Origin of the sequence: Kitasatospora sp. NPDC056184, assembly GCF_042268405.1 — a bacterium.
GTDB lineage: Bacteria > Actinomycetota > Actinomycetes > Streptomycetales > Streptomycetaceae > Kitasatospora.
Genome location: NZ_JBHJUI010000006.1, coordinates 280,889 through 300,029, shown reverse-complemented (window position 1 = coordinate 300,029; position 19,141 = coordinate 280,889). Strand labels below are relative to the sequence as shown.

General features: G+C 73.1%; 21 protein-coding genes. 13 read left to right on the top strand and 8 right to left on the bottom strand.

All coding sequences use genetic code 11. The features are described from left to right. Positions 1–104 precede the first annotated feature (104 nt). Together ACFC0B_RS15420 and ACFC0B_RS15415 are read right to left on the bottom strand one after the other, a co-directional pair. Entirely contained in the window at positions 105–449 is a 345-nt protein-coding gene (locus ACFC0B_RS15420) for a rodlet layer protein (RefSeq protein ID WP_376086302.1), read from the bottom strand. A gap of 84 nt (positions 450–533) precedes the next feature. After that, positions 534–878, bottom strand: a complete 345-nt coding sequence (locus ACFC0B_RS15415; RefSeq protein ID WP_376086301.1) for a rodlet layer protein — start codon at positions 876–878, stop codon at positions 534–536. Between the two features lie 310 nt (positions 879–1,188). On the opposite strand from ACFC0B_RS15415, the gene ACFC0B_RS15410 reads away from it, so the two are divergent. Continuing rightward, positions 1,189–1,845, top strand: coding sequence for a hypothetical protein (locus ACFC0B_RS15410; protein WP_376086300.1), 657 nt, complete (start codon positions 1,189–1,191; stop codon positions 1,843–1,845). A gap of 139 nt (positions 1,846–1,984) precedes the next feature. Here ACFC0B_RS15410 and ACFC0B_RS15405 read toward each other — a convergent pair whose 3' ends face one another. The 3 genes from ACFC0B_RS15405 to ACFC0B_RS15395 all read right to left on the bottom strand — a co-directional run bounded on the left by ACFC0B_RS15405 (position 1,985) and on the right by ACFC0B_RS15395 (position 3,135). Then, on the bottom strand, positions 1,985–2,356 hold the full coding sequence (locus tag ACFC0B_RS15405) for a hypothetical protein (RefSeq protein ID WP_376086299.1): 372 nt from the start codon (positions 2,354–2,356) through the stop codon (positions 1,985–1,987). A 118-nt stretch (positions 2,357–2,474) separates the two neighbouring features. Further along, positions 2,475–2,780, bottom strand: coding sequence for a chaplin (locus ACFC0B_RS15400; RefSeq protein ID WP_376086298.1), 306 nt, complete (start codon positions 2,778–2,780; stop codon positions 2,475–2,477). Between the two features lie 112 nt (positions 2,781–2,892). After that, complete coding sequence (locus ACFC0B_RS15395) at positions 2,893–3,135, bottom strand: chaplin (RefSeq protein WP_376086297.1); 243 nt, start codon at positions 3,133–3,135, stop codon at positions 2,893–2,895. A gap of 478 nt (positions 3,136–3,613) precedes the next feature. On the opposite strand from ACFC0B_RS15395, the gene ACFC0B_RS15390 reads away from it, so the two are divergent. The 4 genes from ACFC0B_RS15390 to ACFC0B_RS15375 all read left to right on the top strand — a co-directional run bounded on the left by ACFC0B_RS15390 (position 3,614) and on the right by ACFC0B_RS15375 (position 7,957). After that, positions 3,614–3,853 (top strand): chaplin, encoded by a 240-nt coding sequence (locus ACFC0B_RS15390; RefSeq protein WP_376086296.1) that lies wholly within the window; start codon positions 3,614–3,616, stop codon positions 3,851–3,853. A 311-nt stretch (positions 3,854–4,164) separates the two neighbouring features. After that, entirely contained in the window at positions 4,165–5,502 is a 1,338-nt protein-coding gene (locus tag ACFC0B_RS15385; RefSeq protein WP_376086295.1) for a hypothetical protein, read from the top strand. A gap of 34 nt (positions 5,503–5,536) precedes the next feature. After that, positions 5,537–6,037 carry a MarR family winged helix-turn-helix transcriptional regulator gene (locus tag ACFC0B_RS15380; RefSeq protein ID WP_376086294.1) on the top strand — a complete coding sequence of 167 codons (501 nt, stop codon included), beginning with the start codon at positions 5,537–5,539 and terminating at the stop codon, positions 6,035–6,037. Between the two features lie 171 nt (positions 6,038–6,208). Further along, positions 6,209–7,957 (top strand): LCP family protein, encoded by a 1,749-nt coding sequence (locus tag ACFC0B_RS15375; protein ID WP_376086293.1) that lies wholly within the window; start codon positions 6,209–6,211, stop codon positions 7,955–7,957. Between the two features lie 82 nt (positions 7,958–8,039). Here ACFC0B_RS15375 and ACFC0B_RS15370 read toward each other — a convergent pair whose 3' ends face one another. Then, positions 8,040–8,669: a hypothetical protein gene (locus ACFC0B_RS15370; protein WP_376086292.1), complete on the bottom strand. Its 630-nt coding sequence runs from the start codon at positions 8,667–8,669 to the stop codon at positions 8,040–8,042. A gap of 322 nt (positions 8,670–8,991) precedes the next feature. Here ACFC0B_RS15370 and hemL point away from each other — a divergent pair, with 322 nt between their 5' ends. The 7 genes from hemL to ACFC0B_RS15335 all read left to right on the top strand — a co-directional run bounded on the left by hemL (position 8,992) and on the right by ACFC0B_RS15335 (position 16,123). Further along, complete coding sequence (gene hemL / locus ACFC0B_RS15365; RefSeq protein ID WP_376086291.1) at positions 8,992–10,320, top strand: glutamate-1-semialdehyde 2,1-aminomutase; 1,329 nt, start codon at positions 8,992–8,994, stop codon at positions 10,318–10,320. 70 nt (positions 10,321–10,390) lie between these two features. Continuing rightward, on the top strand, positions 10,391–11,038 hold the full coding sequence (locus ACFC0B_RS15360) for a histidine phosphatase family protein (protein ID WP_376086389.1): 648 nt from the start codon (positions 10,391–10,393) through the stop codon (positions 11,036–11,038). 239 nt (positions 11,039–11,277) lie between these two features. After that, complete coding sequence (locus ACFC0B_RS15355; protein WP_376086290.1) at positions 11,278–11,883, top strand: TlpA family protein disulfide reductase; 606 nt, start codon at positions 11,278–11,280, stop codon at positions 11,881–11,883. Beyond that, complete coding sequence (locus ACFC0B_RS15350) at positions 11,880–12,653, top strand: cytochrome c biogenesis CcdA family protein (RefSeq protein ID WP_376086289.1); 774 nt, start codon at positions 11,880–11,882, stop codon at positions 12,651–12,653. Before ACFC0B_RS15355 ends, ACFC0B_RS15350 begins: the two co-directional genes overlap by 4 nt. Positions 12,654–12,656: 3 nt before the next feature. Next, positions 12,657–14,462 carry a cytochrome c biogenesis protein ResB gene (locus ACFC0B_RS15345; RefSeq protein WP_376086288.1) on the top strand — a complete coding sequence of 602 codons (1,806 nt, stop codon included), beginning with the start codon at positions 12,657–12,659 and terminating at the stop codon, positions 14,460–14,462. 3 nt (positions 14,463–14,465) lie between these two features. Continuing rightward, positions 14,466–15,593 (top strand): c-type cytochrome biogenesis protein CcsB, encoded by a 1,128-nt coding sequence (ccsB, locus tag ACFC0B_RS15340; RefSeq protein WP_376086287.1) that lies wholly within the window; start codon positions 14,466–14,468, stop codon positions 15,591–15,593. A gap of 125 nt (positions 15,594–15,718) precedes the next feature. Continuing rightward, positions 15,719–16,123 carry a hypothetical protein gene (locus tag ACFC0B_RS15335; protein WP_376086286.1) on the top strand — a complete coding sequence of 135 codons (405 nt, stop codon included), beginning with the start codon at positions 15,719–15,721 and terminating at the stop codon, positions 16,121–16,123. Positions 16,124–16,150: 27 nt separating this feature from the next. Here the strand turns inward: ACFC0B_RS15335 and ACFC0B_RS15330 are convergent, their stop codons facing one another. After that, positions 16,151–17,209, bottom strand: a complete 1,059-nt coding sequence (locus tag ACFC0B_RS15330; protein ID WP_376086285.1) for a ScbA/BarX family gamma-butyrolactone biosynthesis protein — start codon at positions 17,207–17,209, stop codon at positions 16,151–16,153. Positions 17,210–17,572: 363 nt separating this feature from the next. Between ACFC0B_RS15330 and ACFC0B_RS15325 the strand changes: the two genes are divergently transcribed. Continuing rightward, on the top strand, positions 17,573–18,223 hold the full coding sequence (locus tag ACFC0B_RS15325) for a ScbR family autoregulator-binding transcription factor (RefSeq protein WP_376086284.1): 651 nt from the start codon (positions 17,573–17,575) through the stop codon (positions 18,221–18,223). Here ACFC0B_RS15325 and ACFC0B_RS15320 read toward each other — a convergent pair. Next, positions 18,220–18,873 (bottom strand): ScbR family autoregulator-binding transcription factor, encoded by a 654-nt coding sequence (locus ACFC0B_RS15320; protein ID WP_376086283.1) that lies wholly within the window; start codon positions 18,871–18,873, stop codon positions 18,220–18,222. The genes ACFC0B_RS15325 and ACFC0B_RS15320 overlap by 4 nt on opposite strands. Positions 18,874–19,141: the final 268 nt, after the last annotated feature.

The following is a 19,141-nucleotide window of genomic DNA, read 5'->3' as shown; positions in this document are numbered from 1 at the left end:
GGAGCGTCCGGTGCGGACGCCCTGCCTGTGGGGGGTGCGCCCGGACGCCGGGAGGGCCCGGGGACCAGACGTCCCCGGGCCCTCCGTCGCGCCGTGCGCCTGGATCAGCCGATCAGGTGCGAGACACCCGCGTCGCCCGAGGACTGGGTGTTCTGGCCGACGTTGCAGATCTGCTTCGGGGTGCTGTTGAGGACCGGCACCTCGATCGGCACGGCCAGGCCGAGGACGCCGACCGCCACGTTGTGGATCTCGGGCAGGCAGATGTTCGGGTTGTCCAGCACGTGGTTGTTCGGGCTGTGGTCGCCGTAGGTGCCGGTGTGGTTGGTGCCGCCGTTGCCCTGGGCCGAGACGGCGGCGCCGTCCGAGTCGGCGATGGCGCCGGCGGAACCGGCGGACATGGCGATGGCGGCGGCGGCCAGGCCGGCGGCGGCAAGGGACTTCTTGATCATTTCGGTGTTCCTCTCGGGGGGCTGAATCGGGGAGCGATTCGAAGGTGGTCGGTTCGGAAGGGTGACGCTGCTGGGACGGGCGGGTCAGCCGATCAGGTGCGAGACACCCGCGTCGCCGTGGCTCTGGGTGCCCTGACCCTGGGTGCAGAACTGCTTGCCACCGCTGTTGGCGATCGGGACCTCGACCGGGACGGCGATGCCGAGGACGCCGACGGCGATGTTGTGGATCTCCGGCAGGCAGACGTTCGCGTTGTCCAGGAAGTGGAAGTTCGGGCTGTGGTCGCCGACGGTGCCGGTGAAGTTGGTGCCGCCGTTGCCCTGGAACGAGCCGGCGGCGCCGTCCGCGTCGCCGATGGCCGAGGCCGGTGCCGCGGCGCCGGCCAGCGCCGCGGCGGCCAGGCCGGCGGCGGCGAAGGACTTCTGGATCATGAGGAGATCCCTCTCTGAAAAGCTCGGTTTCCGTGCGGTTTCCGTGCGTACAACGCGTTCAACGCTCAGACCCGGTCTGCGGTCACTGACGTCCAGATCAAAGAATCACGGCTCGGAAGGTTACGGGGGTTTTGGAAAAGAGTCCGGGAGGCGCGACGACCGGGCCGGGCCGGTCGGATTATTAACCCGAACCGGTTAACCGTCGCATTCGCCGGCACCGGTCGCTCGTTGAGCCCATTGCTTTCGGCTGCGCCCGCGCAGCCGCCTCCCCATTGGATCTCCAGTACGGACAGGCAGAACGGTGAAAAGCATGAGGTTCTCCAAGCGGGCCGGCGCGATGCTGCTGGCGGTCGGTGCGGGCGTGCTCGCCTCCCAGGGAGCGGCCTCCGCCGCCCCGGTCAGCCCCGAGCAGGTCGGGGCACTGGAGGACCAGCTGGCCACCCAGCAGGTTCCGGTGGACATCCCGCTGGCGCCGCTGGACAGCCGGATCTCGGCCGGCATCCCGACCTCGCTGCTGATGCCGGCGGAGCCCGCCCACACCACCGGGGACGCGCTGATCCCGGAGCGCATCGTGCCGGGGCTCGGCATCGGCAAGGTCGGCCCGACCGCCAAGGCCGAGCTGCCGCTGCCGCTGCTCGACCAGGGCGCCGACCTCGGCGAGCTGCTGCTGGACGCCCCGGCCGCGCCGCTGCGCGCGGACACCCCCGGGATCGGCCTCGGCAAGCCGCTCTCGCTCGTCGAGGACGGCACCGGCCAGCTGGCCGACGGCCGGCTCAAGGTGGGCGAGATCGACCCGCGGCTGGTCACCGGCGCCATCCAGGCCGTGCCCGGCGCCAAGGCCACCCTGGGCAACGAGGACGAGCGGATCTCGGTGACCGACTCGGTGGGGACGCTGGCCGCCACCGCGACCGCCACCACCACCGGCGTCGTCGGGGAGACCGGCCTGGCCGGCCTCGCCCAGCTCTAGGCCGTGTCTGACAATTCCCGCCGGGCGCACGCCGCACGCTGATCCGACGCGAATGGTCAGACGCGCCCTATGCCGCCCCGCACACGAGAGCCCGGCACCCCCTCACGACGGGGTGCCGGGCTCTCGCGGGTGCGGCGGCTCAGCCGGGCAGGACCCCGAGCAGCCCGCCGACCAGCGGCAGGTCGCGCGGACCGCCGCCGGCGCTGAGCGGGCCGGTCAGCGTCCCGGTGCCGACCGGCGCCAGGCCGCCGTCCGGCTGGACGGTCGCACCGTTGTTCAGCACGTCGGCCGAGGAGTTGGCCCACGGGTCCAGCCGCAGGTCCTTGAGCGGCGCGATGCCGTAGCCGATGCCGGTCGTGGTGCCGCCGAGCGCCTGGGCGAGGTCGGTCTTGGCCAGGGCGGCGCCGCCACCGGCCGGGGCCGCGTGCGCCGCGCCCGCGCCCGCGCCGCCGAGCAGCACCGCGGCGCCCAGGGCGGCGGCGAGGCCGGCCCCGCTCTTCTTCATCACCATGCGTCTTCACCTTCGGGGGAGGGGGTCCCCGGGCGACCGGACCGTGCCCGGGTACGCCGAACCGCCCCCCGGCCGGCGGGCCGGGAGGCAGTGCGGGCGGAACGCGTGCCGATCGGGATCAGCAGTCGTCCTCGTGGTGCTCGTGCTCGTGCTCCTGGTGCTCGTGCTCCTGGTGCTGCGGGGCGTCCGCGTTGATGCAGGTGTTGCCGAACGCCGGGTTCAGCACGCCGATGATGTTGATGGAGTTGCCGCACAGGTTGATCGGGACGTGCACCGGTACCTGGAGCTGGTTGCCGGAGACGACACCGGGGGAGTTCGCGGCGACGCCCTCCGCGCCGGAGCTGGCGACAGCACCGCCCGCCGCACCCAGCACCAGGCCGGCGGCGGCGGCGGAGAGGACGGCGGCCTTCTTCACGTTCTGCATGGGGGTTGATCTCCTCGATCACACACGGGTTGAGCGGGTCGCACCCCGCTCGGTGGCGGGGTGCGGCACGGGTGCGGGGAACCGCGGGCCGCCGGTTCGGCGGCCCGCGGGTTCAGCCGGCGTTGACGCAGGTGTTGCCGAACGCCGGGTTCAGCAGGGCGATGATGTCGATGGTGTTGCCGCACAGGTTGATCGGGACGTGCACCGGGATCTGGATCTGGTTGCCGGAGAGCACGCCCGGGGAGTTGGCGGCGACGCCCTCGGCGCCGGAGCTGGCGAACGCGCCGCCGGCCGCACCGACCGCCAGGCCGGCGGTGGCGAGAGACAGGGCGGCGGCCTTCTTGAGGTTACGCATGTGTTCTTCCTCCGTATTCTGCCCGACCGTCTGTGGAAATAGTCGGGAGCCGGGCGCGGGGAAATCCTGGCCCGTTGGCTTCTGGGAATGCCGTGATTGTCACTCGGGCGGCCCAGATGGCGCGTGTCGCCCATGGCTCGGGCGATGAGCGGCCGCCGCGGCACCGTGCGTCGCGAACAATTCCCGCACGGCACGGGAAGTATTCGAATCGACGCGCGACCGGGAGAATTCCGGACGGGTTTGGACCGGCGGCGGATCTCCTCGTCGTAGCGGGGCGGGTGGAGCGTGTTCCGCTTGGAGAACGAGGCAGTGCGCGGGGGGAAACGGCTGGATGCGGGTGTCACCCGATTGCCCGGGGACGGAGCCCCGTTCCGCCGGATGGGTGACAACCGGGGTGCCCTCGCAACCGGCCCGAGCGGGTCTCGTTGGAGATGTCGCACTCCCCGTGCATCTCTGTCGAATCAGTCAGGAGGCTCCCATGAGCATCAAGAAGACGGCCGCCGTCGGCGCCGCTGTGGTCGGCATCGTCGCCGCCGGTGCCGGTTCCGCGCTGGCCAGCTCCGGCGCGGAGGGCGTCGCCGCGAACTCCCCCGGTGTCATCTCCGGCAACCAGATCCAGGTCCCGCTGCACATCCCGGTCAACCTGTGCGGCAACACCATCGACATCGTCGGCATCCTGAACCCGGCGTTCGGCAACACCTGCGTCAACAACGGCTGATCAGCCGCAGGTCCGGCCGGTGCGAGCCGTCGCTCCCGCGCTTCCCTCCTGGGGTGCGGGGCGGCGGCTCTCGGCGTTCCCGGGGCCGCGCGGCCGAGGAGGGAACGTCCGGCGGACCACGCGGCGGGCCGGCTCCGGCGGCTCACCGGGCCCGGCACCGTTCACCTGCACGGTCGGTCCGTCCCCGACCCGCCCTCCGTCCGCCGGTCGGGCTGCCCGTCCCCCCGGCGGCGGCGGTGTCGTAGGCTCGCCCGGCGTCGCGCTGTCGGTCGGCGCACCGGTCACGAGTGGGGCGGGGAGTACCAGAGCTGATGAGCGCGGCATCGAGCACCGAGTCGTCGGGCGGTGGCGCGGGCGTGCCCCCGTCGCCCGCCACACCGCTGCCGGACACCCCGGAGGCGCAGGACAGCCCGGTGCAGGACAGCCCGGAGGCACAGGACACGGGCGCGGAGGCCGGACGGACCCCGGGCCGGTTCGGCGCCGCGGTGGACCGCTTCGCGCCCGCGCTCGGCGCGTACGCGGTGGTCAAGGCGACCGGCCTGACGGTCTTCCTGCTCCTGCTCTCGCACACCGAGGACTTCCTGAAGAAGGACCCCGGGCGCGGCGGCGGAGCCCGGCCCTGGGACGTGCTCGGCACCTGGGACGGCATCTGGTACCAGCGGATCGCCGAGAACGGCTACGACCCGCAGCTGATCCCGCTGCACGGCTACCCGCTGGCCACCTACTACGAGAACTCGGCCGCGTTCTTCCCGCTCTACCCGTGGCTGATGCGGCTGGTCGGGGCGGTCACCGGGCTCGGCCCGTACGGCTCGGGCATCGTCGTCTCGGTGCTCGCCTCCTTCGTCGCCGCGGCCGGGATCTTCGCGGTCGCCGAGCGGCTCGGCGGCTTCCGGGCCGGTGTGATCGCGGCGGCGCTCTGGGGCCTGTTCCCGGGCTCGGGCGTGGAGTGGGCGGTCTACTCGGACTCGCTGTTCGTCGCCCTCTCGGCCTGGGCCTGCTACTGCGTGATGACCCGCCACTGGCTCACCGCCGGGGTGCTGGCCCTGGTGGCCGGCCTCAACCGGCCGACCGCGGCCGCGCTGATCGCCGCCGTCTCGCTCTCCGCGCTGGTGGCGCTGGTGCGGCGCACCGACGGGGTGGCCCGCCCGCTGACCGCGATGCTGATCACCCCGTGGGGCCTGCTCGGGTACGTCGCCTGGGTCGGCTACCGGATGGGCGACTGGGGCGGGTACTTCAAGCTCCAGCGCGGCGCCTGGAACCGCTACTTCGACTGGGGCGCGTCCACCGCCCGCAGCACCCTGGACACGGTCACCGGGCACTGGACGTTCTGGCAGTCCAACCCGGCGCCGGACCTCATCGCGGTGGCCCTGCTGATCGCCCTGCCCGGGCTGCTGGTGCTGCTGCTGCGGCTGCGCCCGCCGCTGGTCCTGGTGCTCTACACGCTGCTGACCGTCGTCATGGCGCTGAGCAGCAACCAGATCTACGGCAACATCTCGCGCTACCTGCTGCCGGCCTTCCCGCTGGTCATCGGCCTGGCGGTGGCACTGCGGCGGCTGCGGCCGTCGACGCTGGGCGGTCTGGTCGCGATGCCGGCGGTGGCGGCCGGATGGTACGCGGGCTACGCCCTGTTCGAGCTCGGCATCCCCTAACCACCGGCTCCGTACGGCCGCGTAACCTCGACGCATGACGACCAGCCGCACGGCGCCCGTGCGCCAGATCCGCGACCTCTCCGGTCTGCTGGACCACGCCAGCCATGTCCTGGCGACCCGGATGGCGGCGGCGTTCACCGAGCTCGGCATCACCCCGCGCGCCTACGGCGTGCTGTTCCACGCGCTGGCCGCCGAGCGGACCCAGATCCAGCTGGCCGAGCTGGCCGACCTCGACAAGACCACCATGGTGGTGACCGTCGACGCGTTGGAGAAGGCCGGGCTGGCCGAGCGCCGCCCGGCCGCGGCCGACCGCCGGGCCCGGATCGTGCGGGTCACCGAGGCGGGCGAGCGGGCCGTCGAGCGGGGCACGGCGATCGCCGACCGGGTGCACCGGGAGGTGCTGGAATCGCTGCCGCGGGACGAGCGGGCGGTGTTGGTCGCGGCGCTGAGCCGTCTGGTCGGCGGGGGCGGGGCGTTGGCCGATCCGGTCGGGTGCGAGCGGACCGTGCGCCGCGCCCGCCGACCCCGGGGTTAGCAGACGCCGCGGGGCCCCGGAGCCGAGGTCCGGGCGCGGCGGTAGTCGGTTTCCGGTCGGCTTGTATGCTCCACCTGGCGCCAGGGGGGACGTCCTGGCCGCTGATCGTTCGATGGCACAGCCGTGAGAGGTGCGGGGATGTCGGGTCGCCGAGACAGGAGTCAGCCCAACGTGGCCCGGCCGCGTCCGGAGGGCTCCACCGCCTCGGCGGGTTCCACCGGCGCCCGCAGCGGTGCGTCGGGCTCCGGATCCACCGCTGCCGTCCCGGCGCCCCGGCCGGGCGGCCGGGCCGAGGCACGGCGGGCGGCGCAGTCCAAGGGCCGCGGTGGGCAGGGCGGTGACGGCGGGTCGAACAACCAGGGCCACCGCCGGGCGGGCGGGCGCGGCAAGAAGCCGGCCCGCAACGTCAAGAAGATCGTCGGCTGGACGGCGGTCGGCGCCCTGGTGCTCATAGCCGGGACCGGCGGCGCGATCTACTTCAAGCTCAGCGGCAACATCAAGACCATCGACTCGGACGCGCTGAGCAAGGAACGCCCGCCGGAGGCCACCGCCGACGCGAACGGCAACAAGCCGGTGAACATCCTGCTGATCGGCTCGGACAGCCGCGGCGGGGACAACTCGGACCTGGGCGGCGGCGACTCCGAGGGCGCCCGCTCGGACACCACGATCCTGTTGCACGTCTACGCCGACCACAAGAACGCCATCGGCGTCTCGATCCCGCGCAACACCCTGGTCACCATCCCGCCGTGCAAGCTCCCGAACGGGAAGTGGACCAAGGAACAAAAGGGCAAGGATGTCCTGTTCAACGCCGCCTTCACGGTGGGCGGCACGGCGGACGGCAACCCCGCCTGCACCCAGAACACCGTGGAGAAGCTCACCGGGGTCCGCGTCGACCACACCATCGTGGTCGACTTCCAGGGCTTCGCGGCGATGACCAAGGCCGTCGGCGGCGTCGAGGTCTGCCTGCCCAAGGACATCTACGCGAAGGACCTCAACGAGAAGCTGCCCACGAAGGGCGCCCTCGTCCTCAAGAAGGGCCCGCAGAAGGTGGAGGGCCAGCCGGCGCTCGACTACGTCCGGCTGCGGCACGGCATCGGCGACGGCTCCGACATCGGCCGGATGAAGCGTCAGCAGGCCTTCATGAGTTCGATGATCAGCACGGTGAAGAAGAAGGGCCTGGAGCCCACCACCCTGCTGCCGCTGGCCGACGCCGCCACCAAGTCGCTGCGCGTCGACGAGGGGCTCGGCACGGTCGACAAGCTGATGTCCTTCGCCCTGTCGCTGAAGAACATCGACCTGCACGACCTCAAGTTCGTGACGCCGCCGTGGCGTTACAACGAGGCCAACCTCGACCTGGTGAAGCCGGACGTGGACAGGCTGTGGGAGGCGATCCGCGCCGACCGCACCCTGGACGGCAAGGACGCCACCGGCCAGCAGCCCGACGCGCCCGCCACCCCGGAGCCCCCGGCCACGCCGGAGGCCCCGCCGACCACCACCGCGCCCCCCGCGCGCACCGCCCCGGCGGTCCCGGTCAAGGTCTACAACGGAACGACCGTCAACGGCCTGGGCGCCAAGGCGGGCGAGGCCCTGAAGGCGGCGCAGTTCACCGTGGGCCTGGTGACCCAGGCGAAGACCACCAACAAGCTCACCACCACGATCGAGTACGGCGCCGGGCAGAAGGCCAACGCCGAGAAGGTCGCCGAGCTGTTCCCCGGCGCCACCCTCACCCCGATCTCGGCGGCCGGCCTCAACGTCGTCCTCGGCAAGGACTACGCCGACGCCGGCGGCGGCGCCGCGACCGCCCCGGGCGCCTCGGCGGCCCCCGCCGCGCCCGCCCCGCTGCCCACCTCGGTCACCGAGGAGGCCCGCTCGGCGGACGACGACATCTGCGCCAACACCACCTACGGCTCCGGCGGCTGATCCCGCGACAGCCCGCCGACGCACAACGGCGAGCGGGGCCCCGGCTGCTCGCCGGGACCCCGCTCGCCGTCTGTGCGTCAGCTCAGGGCCAGACCAGGCAGTACAGCTGGTGGCCGGCCTCGTGCAGGCGGTTGGCGAAGTCCTGCCACTCGTGCAGCATGCTGTAGATCACGAAGGCGTCGCGCGGGCCCCGGCGGTCGGGGACGGTGGACCAGATGAAGGCGGCGGCGCCGAGTTCGGTCTCGTCCGCCTTGCGGAGCGGTTCGACGACGTTCTGCGGCAGTTGGACGACGGCGTAGTCCGGGTGCAGCACGACCAGTTCCAGCGGCGGCACCTGGTGCAGCGGCACGCCCTGGATGCCGGTGAGGACCATCGCGCTCATGGTCTCCGGCTTGATCTTGGTGGAGAGGTGGCCGTTGGGGGAGCCACTGGTCTCCATCAGGTCGCCGAGCCGGCCGAGCGAGCCGAGCTCGCCCGCGTCCAGCCCGAGGCCGCCCGGACCGAGGGCGGTCGGGACCCGGGCCGCGGTCGCCCGGTCGGGTGCGCCGAAGTACTTGTACGTCACCCCCACGCGTCCCTCACCCCGCCTCTCGCGGCCGCGACCGCTACGCCCCGTTCCCGCTCCCTTACCCCCGCGTGCGGCCCCGGCGGGCCGGCGGGGGCCACCCGCGGCCTCGTCGTGGCCGTCCTGCGCCTCGGACACTCGGACCATCCTCACCGGAATTCGCCGGAATCGACAGACCCCCGCACGTCCGGTGTCCCGACCGGACGTGCTCCTTACCCGTCATGCGCCGCCGTACCCAGTCGCGGTACGCGGCAGTCCTCTCCACACCCCTGCATCGACCCGGAGCGCCTGTCCGTCCTCGCGGCCGGAGGAACTCCGGAGACACTCCGGGTACATAGTCTGACTGGTCCGGGTAGCCGGCGCAGCCAGGGGCCCCGTTGTACGGATAACCGTACAGACTCGGGCGCCCGGATCATCGTTCCAGATGATGAGGTCCGACATGCAGAGGTGAAGGACACGATTTGAGACCATGTCTCCCGTGAGCTACCCCTACGAAGCACCCAAGTCCCAGTCGCTCTTCGATCGCGCGTCGGTCGTGACCCCCGGCGGCGTCAACTCGCCGGTGCGCGCCTTCCGCGCCGTCGGCGGTACGCCGCGCTTCATGGTGTCCGGCACCGGCCCCTATCTGACCGACGCCGACGGCCGCGAGTACGTCGACCTGGTCTGCTCGTGGGGCCCGATGATCCTCGGCCACGCGCACCCGGCCGTCCTCGACGCCGTGCAGCGGGCGGTGGCCCGCGGCACCTCCTTCGGCACGCCCGGCGAGGGCGAGGTCGAGCTGGCCGAGGAGATCGTCGCCCGGGTCTCCCCGGTCGAGCAGGTCCGCCTGGTCTCCTCGGGCACCGAGGCCACCATGTCGGCGATCCGGCTGGCCCGCGGGTTCACCGGCCGCGCGAAGGTCGTGAAGTTCGCCGGCTGCTACCACGGCCATGTGGACGCGCTGCTGGCCGCCGCCGGTTCCGGCGTCGCCACGTTCGGGCTACCGGACACCCCGGGCGTCACCGGCGCCCAGGCCGGCGACACCATCGTGCTGCCCTACAACGACCTCGCCGCCGTCGAGGAGGCCTTCCGGGCCCACCCCGGCGAGATCGCCTGCGTGATCACCGAGGCCTCGCCCGGCAACATGGGCGTCGTCCCGCCGCTGCCCGGCTTCAACGGCGGCCTGGCCCGGCTCTGCCGGGAGAACGGCGCGCTGTTCGTCTCCGACGAGGTGATGACCGGCTTCCGCGTCTCCAAGGCCGGCTGGTACGGCCTGGAGGCGGCGAACGAGGGCTGGGCGCCCGACCTGCTGACCTTCGGCAAGGTCATGGGCGGCGGCTTCCCGGCCGCGGCCTTCGGCGGCCGCGCCGACGTGATGGCCCACCTCGCCCCGGCCGGCCCGGTCTACCAGGCCGGCACCCTCTCCGGGAACCCGATCGCCACCGCGGCCGGCCTGACCCAGCTGCGGGGCTGCACCGACGAGGTCTACGCGACCGTAGACAGGGTCGCCGCCGAGGTCTCCGGCCTGGTCTCCGCGGCGCTCGCCAAGGAGGGCGTGGCGCACCGGCTGCAGACCGCGGGCAACATGTTCTCGGTGTTCTTCACCGAGGACGCCGTGACGAACTACGCCGAGGCGAAGACCCAGGAGGCGTTCCGCTTCACCGCGTTCTTCCACGCGATGCTCGCCGAGGGCGTCTACCTGCCGCCGTCCGCCTTCGAGTCCTGGTTCGTCTCCGCCGCGCACGACGAGCGGGCGCTGGAGCGGATCGCCGCCGCACTGCCCGCCGCCGCCCGGGCCGCCGCCGAAGCCACCGCCTAGGCCCCGCCGCCCTTACGAGCCCCAGGAGTACTGAGAAGTGAGCAGCAAGGACATCACCGTCGTCCACCTGATGCGGCACGGCGAGGTGCACAACCCGGAGGGGGTCCTGTACGGGCGCCTGCCGGGCTACCGGCTGTCCGAGCTGGGCCGCGAGATGGCCGAGCGGGTCGCCGAGGACCTCGCCGGGCGGGACGTCACCCATGTGGTGGCGTCCCCGCTGGAGCGCGCCCAGGAGACCGCCGCGCCGATCGCCGCGTCGCACGGCCTGGACGTCGCGGTGGACGGGCGGCTGATCGAGGCGGAGAACATCTTCGAGGGCAAGACCTTCGGAGTGGGCGACGGCTCGCTGCGCAACCCGTCCTACTGGAAGTACCTGACCAACCCGTTCAAGCCCTCCTGGGGCGAGCCGTACCTGGAGCAGGCGGTGCGGATGATGGGCGCGCTGGCCGCCGCCCGGGACGCCGCGCGCGGGCACGAGGCGGTCTGCGTCAGCCACCAGCTGCCGATCTGGATCGTCCGCTCCTTCGTGGAGCGCCGCCGGCTCTGGCACGACCCGCGCAACCGGCAGTGCTCGCTGGCCTCGCTGACCAGCTTCACCTACGAGGGGGACCGGATCGTCTCGGTCGGCTACCGCGAGCCGGCCCGCGACCTGCTGCCGGCGCACCTGGTCGGCAAGGGCGGCAAGAGCAAGCCGGTGGGCAAGAGCTTCGGCGCCTGAGACGCCCGGGACCCGGCCGCGGGAACGGGTGATTCCGGGTACGCCGAGGAGGCCCGGACGCGCGGAACGGTGTTCATGGTTCCCGATCCGGCGTAAGAGCCGTGTGAGTAAGACCTGGGTCACACCCCCGCGACACCAGGGTCGATGGTCCCGCCGCAGGTCAGAGGGGGTCCGGCAGACAACGCCGGGCCCCCCGGGGCCGGCCCGCGACTCCATGCGAAACTTTTCACATGTCTGGCATGACGCGCCCCCGTCCCCGTGTCGCCGCCGCCGCGGTCACCGCCGCCGCTGCCGCGCTGGTCCTCACCGGTTGCAGCTCCTCCGGCTCCTCGGCCGGTGGCGACGGCCAGATCGGTTTCGTCACCGCCAAGGGCAGCAACGTCTCGACCGCCGCGGCCGGCCACCGCCAGGACGCGCCGGACATCGGCGGCACCACCCTGGAGGGCACCGCGACCAAGCTCTCCGACTACCGGGGCAAGGTCGTCGTGATGAACGTCTGGGGCTCCTGGTGCGGCCCCTGCCGCTCGGAGGCCGACGACCTCCAACGGGTCTGGGAGAAGTACAAGGACCAGGGCGTGCAGTTCCTCGGGATCAACACCCGGGACACCGAGATCAAGAACGCCGTCCGCTTCGAGCAGGAGAAGGGCGTCACCTTCCCCAGCATCTACGACCCGGCCGGCGCCGAGCTGCTCAAGTTCCCCAAGGGCAGCCTCAACTCGCAGTCCATCCCGACCACCCTGGTGATCGACCGGGACGGCAAGCTGGCCGCCCGGGCCGTCGGCGGCCAGACCGACGACGTCCTGGAGTCGATGCTCCAGCCGATCGTGGCGGAGCAGCAGAAGTGAGTGCGGCGCTGCTGCTCGCCGACAACACCGGGACCATCCAGAGCGGGGCGCTGCTGATCGCGGCGCCGATCGCGCTGGCGGCGGGCCTGGTGTCGTTCTTCTCGCCCTGCGTGCTGCCGCTCGTCCCCGGCTACCTCTCCTACGTGACCGGCTTCTCCGCCGCCGACCTCGCGGACGCGCGCGGTGCCCGGCGCGGCCGGATGCTGGCCGGTGCGGCGCTGTTCATCCTCGGCTTCACCGCCGTGTTCGTCTCCAGCGGCGCGCTGTTCGGCCAGTTCGGCGACACGCTCAAGGAGCACCAGGCGGTCATCAGCAAGGTGCTCGGGGCGCTCACGATCGTGATGGGCCTGGCCTTCATGGGCGTGGTGCCCGGCCTGAGCATGCGCGAGGTGCGCACCCACCGCCGCCCGGTGATCGGCCTGCTCGGCGCGCCGCTGCTCGGCGTGGTCTTCGGGGTGGGCTGGACGCCGTGCATGGGGCCGACCCTGGCCACCGTCACCAACCTCGCGCTCAACCAGGCCGACGCCCAGCGCGGTGCGCTGCTGATGTTCTTCTACTGCATGGGCCTCGGCGTACCGTTCGTCGTGGCCGCGGTGGCCTTCCGGCGGGCGCTGGGCGCCTTCGGCTGGGTCAAGCGGCACTATCCGCTCGTCATGCGGATCGGCGGCGGCATGCTCGTCGTGGTCGGTCTGCTGCTGGTCACCGGGGTCTGGGACTCCATGGTGAGTGACCTGCAGAACCAGTTCGCCGACTTCCAGATCGGAATCTGACCCGTGACCAAGACCACGACCGACCGCGAACAGCGCGCGGCCGCGGCGCAGGGTGCGACCGAGGACGCGGCCGAGCGGCTCACCACCGCCCCGGCCGACTCCGACGGTCCCACCGGCATCGGCGTGCTCGGCTGGCTGCGCTGGATGTGGCGCCAGCTGACCTCGATGCGGGTCGCGCTGATCCTGCTGTTCCTGCTCTCGCTGGCCGCCATCCCCGGCTCGCTGATCCCGCAGAACGGCCAGAACCAGTTCAAGGTCCAGGCCTGGAAGGCGCAGCACACCACGGTCGCGCCGATCTACGAGAAGCTCCAGCTGTTCGACGTCTACAGCTCGGTCTGGTTCTCGGCGATCTACATCCTGCTGTTCGTCTCGCTGGCCGGCTGCATCGTCCCGCGCACCTGGCAGTTCGTCGGCGTGCTGCGCTCCCGGCCGCCGGCGGCGCCGCGCAACCTGACCCGGATGCCGGTGTACGCGGCCTGGCGGACGGACGCGGACGCCGCGGCCGTCAGCACCGCCGCCCACCGGCTGCTGCGCCGGCGGCGGTTCCGGGCGCACCTGGACGGCGGCGCGGTGGCGGCCGAGAAGGGCTACCTGCGCGAGGTCGGCAACCTGGTCTTCCACCTGTCGCTGTTCGCGCTGCTCGGCGGCTTCGCCTGGGCGAGCCTGGCCAGCGGCACCGGCGGCAAGCTGCTGGTCGAGGGCGACGGCTACGCCAACACCATCACGCAGCTGGACGACTTCACCGGCACCCGGTTCTACGGCTCCGACGACCTCGACCCCTTCTACGTGAAGCTCAACGACTTCACCTCGAAGTTCCAGACCAACGGCGACCAGCTCGGCAGCGCCCGGCAGTTCACCGCGCACGTCGAGTACTACGACGGCAGCGACCCGTCGAAGCTGGAGCAGGGCAAGATCGAGGTCAACCACCCGCTGGAGATCGGCGACAGCAAGTTCTACCTGATCGGCCACGGCTACGCCCCGGTGATCACGGTCAGGAACGCGGCGGGCGAGGTCGTCTACACCGGCGCCACCCCGTTCCTGCCGCAGGACGGCAACCTGACCTCCACCGGTGTCATCAAGGTCTCCGACTACGGCGAGAAGGACGGCAAGAAGACCCAGCTGGGCCTCTCCGGCTTCTTCCTGCCGACCGCCCCGGTGGCCTTCGACCGGAACACCGGCCCGCGCTCGCTGTTCCCCGGTGACGCGGACCCGGCGCTGGTGCTCAACGTCTACGCGGGCGACCTGGGCACCGACTCCGGTCTGCCGCAGAACATCTACCAGCTCAACACCAAGAACCTGACCCAGCTCCAGCAGGACGGCCAGCCGGCCAAGGCCCGGTTGAAGCCCGGCCAGGGCTGGACCCTGCCGGACGGCTACGGCTCGGTCACCTTCGAGGGCTACAAGCAGTGGGCGAGCTTCAACGTCTCGCACCGCCCGGGCAACGGCGTCGCCCTGGTCGGCGCGGTGGCGGCGATCCTCGGCCTGATCGGCTCGCTGTTCATCCAGCGGCGCCGGATCTGGGTGCGGGCGGTGGCCCTGCCGGACGGCGGGACGCTGGTCGAGCTGGCCGGGCTGGGCCGCAGCGAGTCGGCGAGGATCGCCGAGGAGCTGGCCGCGCTCGCGGTGGACCTCCAGGACGACGCGCCGGCGCTCGACGACGAGCCGGACGACGCGTCCGACGAGAAGCCCGACGCCGAGCCCGACGCCGAGTCCGACGACGAGCCCGATGAGGGCGGCACCACCGGGGCCGACGAGGCCCCGGCACCCGCGACATCCGCAGTTCCCGCCGACCCGAACTCCAAGGAGTAGACGGTGCACCTCGCCTCGTCGGTCGACCCGCAGCTGGCCGACCTGTCCAACAAGCTGATCTATTCGGCGATGGCCGTCTACCTGATCGCCATGTTCGCCTACATGTTCGAGTGGACCTTCGGTGCCAAGGGCGCCGTCGCCGTCCGCTCCATCGAGCAGGCGGGCCTGGCCGGGAGCGTCGCCGAGGCCAAGGCCAAGGGCGCCAAGAAGGTCACCGTCACCGTCGCCTCGGAACGCGGCGGCACCACCACGCTCACCCGCACCGCACTGGCCGGCGAGGGCGCCACGGTGGTGACCAGCGGGCGCGGCGACGATGACGTCGACGGCCCCGGCGCCGCCGGCACCAGCGAGCGGGCCGACCTGTCCGGGCGGATCGCGGTCTCGCTCACCGTGCTCGGCGCCCTGCTGCACGCGGGCGGCGTGCTCACCCGCGGCCTGTCGGTCTCCCGCTGGCCGTGGGGCAACATGTACGAGTTCTCCTGCGCCTTCGCGCTCGCCATGACGGTCGCCTTCCTCGGCCTGCTGGCCGCGAAGAAGTCGGTCCGCTGGCTCGGCCTGCCGGTCGCCCTCGCGGTGCTGCTGACCCTCGGCATCGCCACCGAGGTGCTCTACACCGAGTCCGAGCAGCTCGTCCCCGCGCTGCACTCGTACTGGCTGGCGATCCACGTCTCCACCGCGATCATCTGCGGCGGCGCCTTCTACGCGGGGTTCATCACGGCCCTGCTGTACCTGGGCAAGGAATCCTTCGACCGGCGGATGGCGGCCGGCCTGGCCAAGGGCCCGCTCGGCACCTCGCCGTCGATCTGGCGCCGGCTGCCCGCCGCCTCGACCCTGGACAAGCTGTCCTACCGGATCAACGCCCTGGTCTTCCCGCTGTGGACGTTCACCATCATCGCGGGCGCGATCTGGGCCGAGGCCGCCTGGGGCAAGTACTGGGAGTGGGACCCGAAGGAGACCTGGTCGTTCATCACCTGGGTCGCCTACGCGTGCTACCTGCACGCCCGCGCCACCGCCGGCTGGAAGGGCCGCAAGGCCGCGTACCTGGCCCTCGGCGCCTTCGCGTGCTGGCTGTTCAACTACTACGGCGTGAACATCTTCGTCACCGGCAAGCACTCCTACGCGGGGATTTGACCGGGACCGGAAACCACCCACCGGCCCGGCACTCCCCAGGGGGAAGCCGGGCCGAGGTGCGACAGGGGTAGTTCGTGCCGGCCGCCCGGTCCGGCACGGGGAGGAACTGAGGAGGAAATCGCGCAATGGAGTGCGACGAGGTCATGCTGACCGTCCGAATCACCGCCGCCGAGCACCTGCTGCTCCGCCGGCTCGCCCAGGGACACCGCAGCGACGTGTCCGAGGTGGTGGCCGACGGGCTGCTGGACGTCATTCCCACGCTCAGCTCGCCGGCCGACGCCTACCGGCTGCTGGGCGCCCTCGCGGCCCCCGCGCCGTGCGCGCTGACCGTCTGGCTGCCGACGCCGCTGGCCGATCTGCTGGTGCCGGGCGCGGCCCGGATCGCCCAGGTGACGCAGGTGCGGATCGGCTCGGCCAGCGCGATGCTGGGTGCCGCGCTGCGGCTGTGGCTCGCCCAGGACCCGGGGCGGCTGGCGGAGAACCTCTCCGTGATGCACGCCGGGCGGCCGTCCGCGCTGGTGGCCGCCTGACGCGCCCGGGGCCGCCGGGAGGCCCGCTCAGCTGGCGAGCGGCAGACCGCGGCGGGCCGGGGCCGGCGCGGTCGCGGCCGGGCCGCCGTCGGCCGGTCCGGTGAGCAGCCGGGCCTCGGCCACCGTGCGGCCCTCCTGCACCAGCAGGACCCGCAGCGGGGGCCGTCGCCCGTTGCCGCCGCCGGTCTCCTGCCCGGCCTCCCGGACCGCCCGCACCACACAGGGGCGGTCCGGTGCGATCGGGTCGTGGAAGGACGTGACCAGCTCCAGCGGCACCACCCGGTCCGGGTGGTGCAGCCGCTGGGCGGCCTGCCGGGCGGCCTCCAGGACGAGCATCCCGGGCAGGTGGCCGGGCGCCGGGTCCATCGGGTCGAACAGCACCGGGTGGCCGGCGTCCGCGTGCAGCAGCCAGCTGCCGGGCAGCAGCGCGGGGCCGAGCACGACGTCGGCGGCCTGCTGGCGGCCCACCAGTTCCGGGGCGGTGGCCTGGTCCGGGCACCGGAGCGGGGCGGCGGCCCGGCCGGGGCCGCGCAGCCGGTCGTACGCGGCGGGGGAGAGGATGCGCAGCCCGCCGAAGCCGCGGCCGACCGGGCGGCCGTCGCGCTCGACCTCGGCGTGCACCCGCAGCGCGGCCAGCCGGCCGTGCCGCATCCGGACGTCGTGGCAGGTGATCCGGAGCATCAGCTCGGTGGGGGCGGCGGTGACCGCGAGACCGTCCAGCCCGGCCGGGCCGAGGGTGTAGCCGAGCTCGTCGAGCACCGCGTGGTGGTCGTGCGGGACGCCGAAGCCGGCGTGACCCACCAGCAGGGCGGCCTGCCGGATCGTCTCGGCCATCAGGACCGGGTCGTGGTGCCGGTCGCCGGGCAGCCGGTAGAAGCCGTGCAGTCGCGGCCACTGGGCGCCGAGCAGGAAGTCGTACGGGCCGGTGGCCTGCCAGCCGGTGATGAGCACCTCGGCGACCGAGGAGCGGCGCACCAGGTGGCGCGAGACGGTCCGCTCGTGGAAGGCGTAGTGGCCGGAGCCCGGTTGGACGGGGCCGGGGTGGGGATACGGGGTGTCGCCGTCCATCGCGGTGAACACTGGCATGACGGGCCCCACTCCCGGGTGTCGGTCGGCCGGCCGTGCGGGCGGCCCTGGCAAAACATACAGGCCACCCGGTTTCTGCTCCCCCTGCGGGGTCGCCACCTGGGCACACCCGCTGTGCCCACCGTACCCGGGCGCCGGCCTGCGGCAACGTCCGGCCGGTCCGCTCCGGCCCTTGGGCGGGGGCCTTTGCCCTCTGGACGGCGGGGGCCGGGCAGGGGCTAGATTAGATACCAACCATGCGGTTTCGGGCGGGCGCGGAGCGCCGCCGACGGTCCGCAGACGGGGCGCCGCGGCAGCGACGGCGGCGCCGTGACAGCAACCGGGCGGGCCGCAGCCCGTCGCGGCCGGGGCCGGAGGGGCCGAGTGGCTAAGCAGGAACGGGCGGGGCGAACCAGGCAGGCCGTGCTGCTCGCCGCGGCGGACACCTTCGCCGACGCGGGTTTCGAGTCGGCCAGCCTGGTGGACATCAGCCGACGGGCGGGCGTCAGCAAGGGCGCGCTCTACTTCCACTTCGTCTCCAAGCAGGCGCTGGCCGACGGGATCCGCACCGAGGCCGCCGACACCGTCGGCCTGGCCGTGCTGCGCGCGCTGCGCGGCCGCGGGCCGGCCGTCCAGGCGCTCGTCGACCTCACCCATGAACTGGCCCGGCTGCTGCGCGAGGACGTGGTGGTCCGGGCCGGCGTGCTGCTCGGCCTCGGCGGCCGGCCCGCGGGCTGCGCCGCGGGCACGGTGGTGGCCCCGGCCGGCTCGCCGCCGGAGCCCTCGGCGGACGCCTGGCGGAGCCTGACCGCCGTCTTCCGCACCCTCCTCGACCGGGCCTCGGCGACCGGGGACCTGCGCCCCGGGACCGACCGGGAGCAGGCGGCCGGACTGCTCACCACGCTGGCGGCCGGACTGGTCCTGTTCGCCGCCGAGTCCACCGGCCGGCTCGCCCCCGCCGCGATCAGCGGCCTCTGGTCGGCGGCCCTCCCGTCCCTCGTCCCGGCCGACCGCCTGGCGGACTACCGGATCTAGCTGTTCCGGCCCGGCGGGGGCTGGAGCAGCGGGCGGCCGGCCCGGTGGTCGACGGTGTCCAGGCGGGTGAGGGCGGGCGGGGCGACCAGGCCGGGCAGCAGCAGGGTCCAGAGGTCGGCCATCCGCTGCAGCAGGTCCTTGCGGTCCGTCAGCACCTGCGAGCTGAGCTGGATTCCGGTCACCGCGCCGGTGATCACCCCGGCGGCGGCCGCCGGCCGCACCCCCGGGTGGAGCTCGCCGGCCTCCAGCGCGTGCTCCAGCAGCTCGCGCGCCGCGTCCGTCCAGCCCTGGTAGGCGCCGACCTGCGGCTGGGTGAAGCTGCCGTGCTCGATGGTCAGCCGGATCGCGCCGCGCAGCAGCGGGTCGTCCAGCAGCGCGTGCGCGAAGGCGTAGCCGAGGTCGATGACGGTCTGCATCGGGCTCTCGGAGGCCGGCTGCCAGGTGGCCAGCCAGGCCTCCTGGCCCTCGATCACGGCGAGCGCCAGCTCCTCCTTGGAGGGGAAGTGGAAGTAGAGCGCGCCCTTGGTGACGCCGGCCCGTTCCAGGATCTCGGCCATGGTGGCGCCCGCGTAGCCGCGTTCGTCGAACACCTCGGCCGCGGCACGCAGCACCGTCTGGCGGGTCGCCAGCGCCCGGGCCTGCCTGGGCATCGCAGCCTCCCTGGTCTCTGTCGTCGGCAGCTGCTGGATCCTACGGCGGCGGGCCGGGCGGCGGCCTCCGTACCGCGTGGTAGCGATCCTTTCGAGCCGCTCCGGGCGCCGGTGCGCGCCCGTCGCGCGCGGCCGCCGGGGGGAGGAACGCCGTCGGGGGGGGGCCCCCCCGGGGGGGGGGGGGCGCGGGCGGGGGGGGGGGGGGGGGGGGGGGGGGGGGGGGGGCGGCGGAGGGCGGCGCCGCCCGCGACCAGCGCGGTTAGGGCGG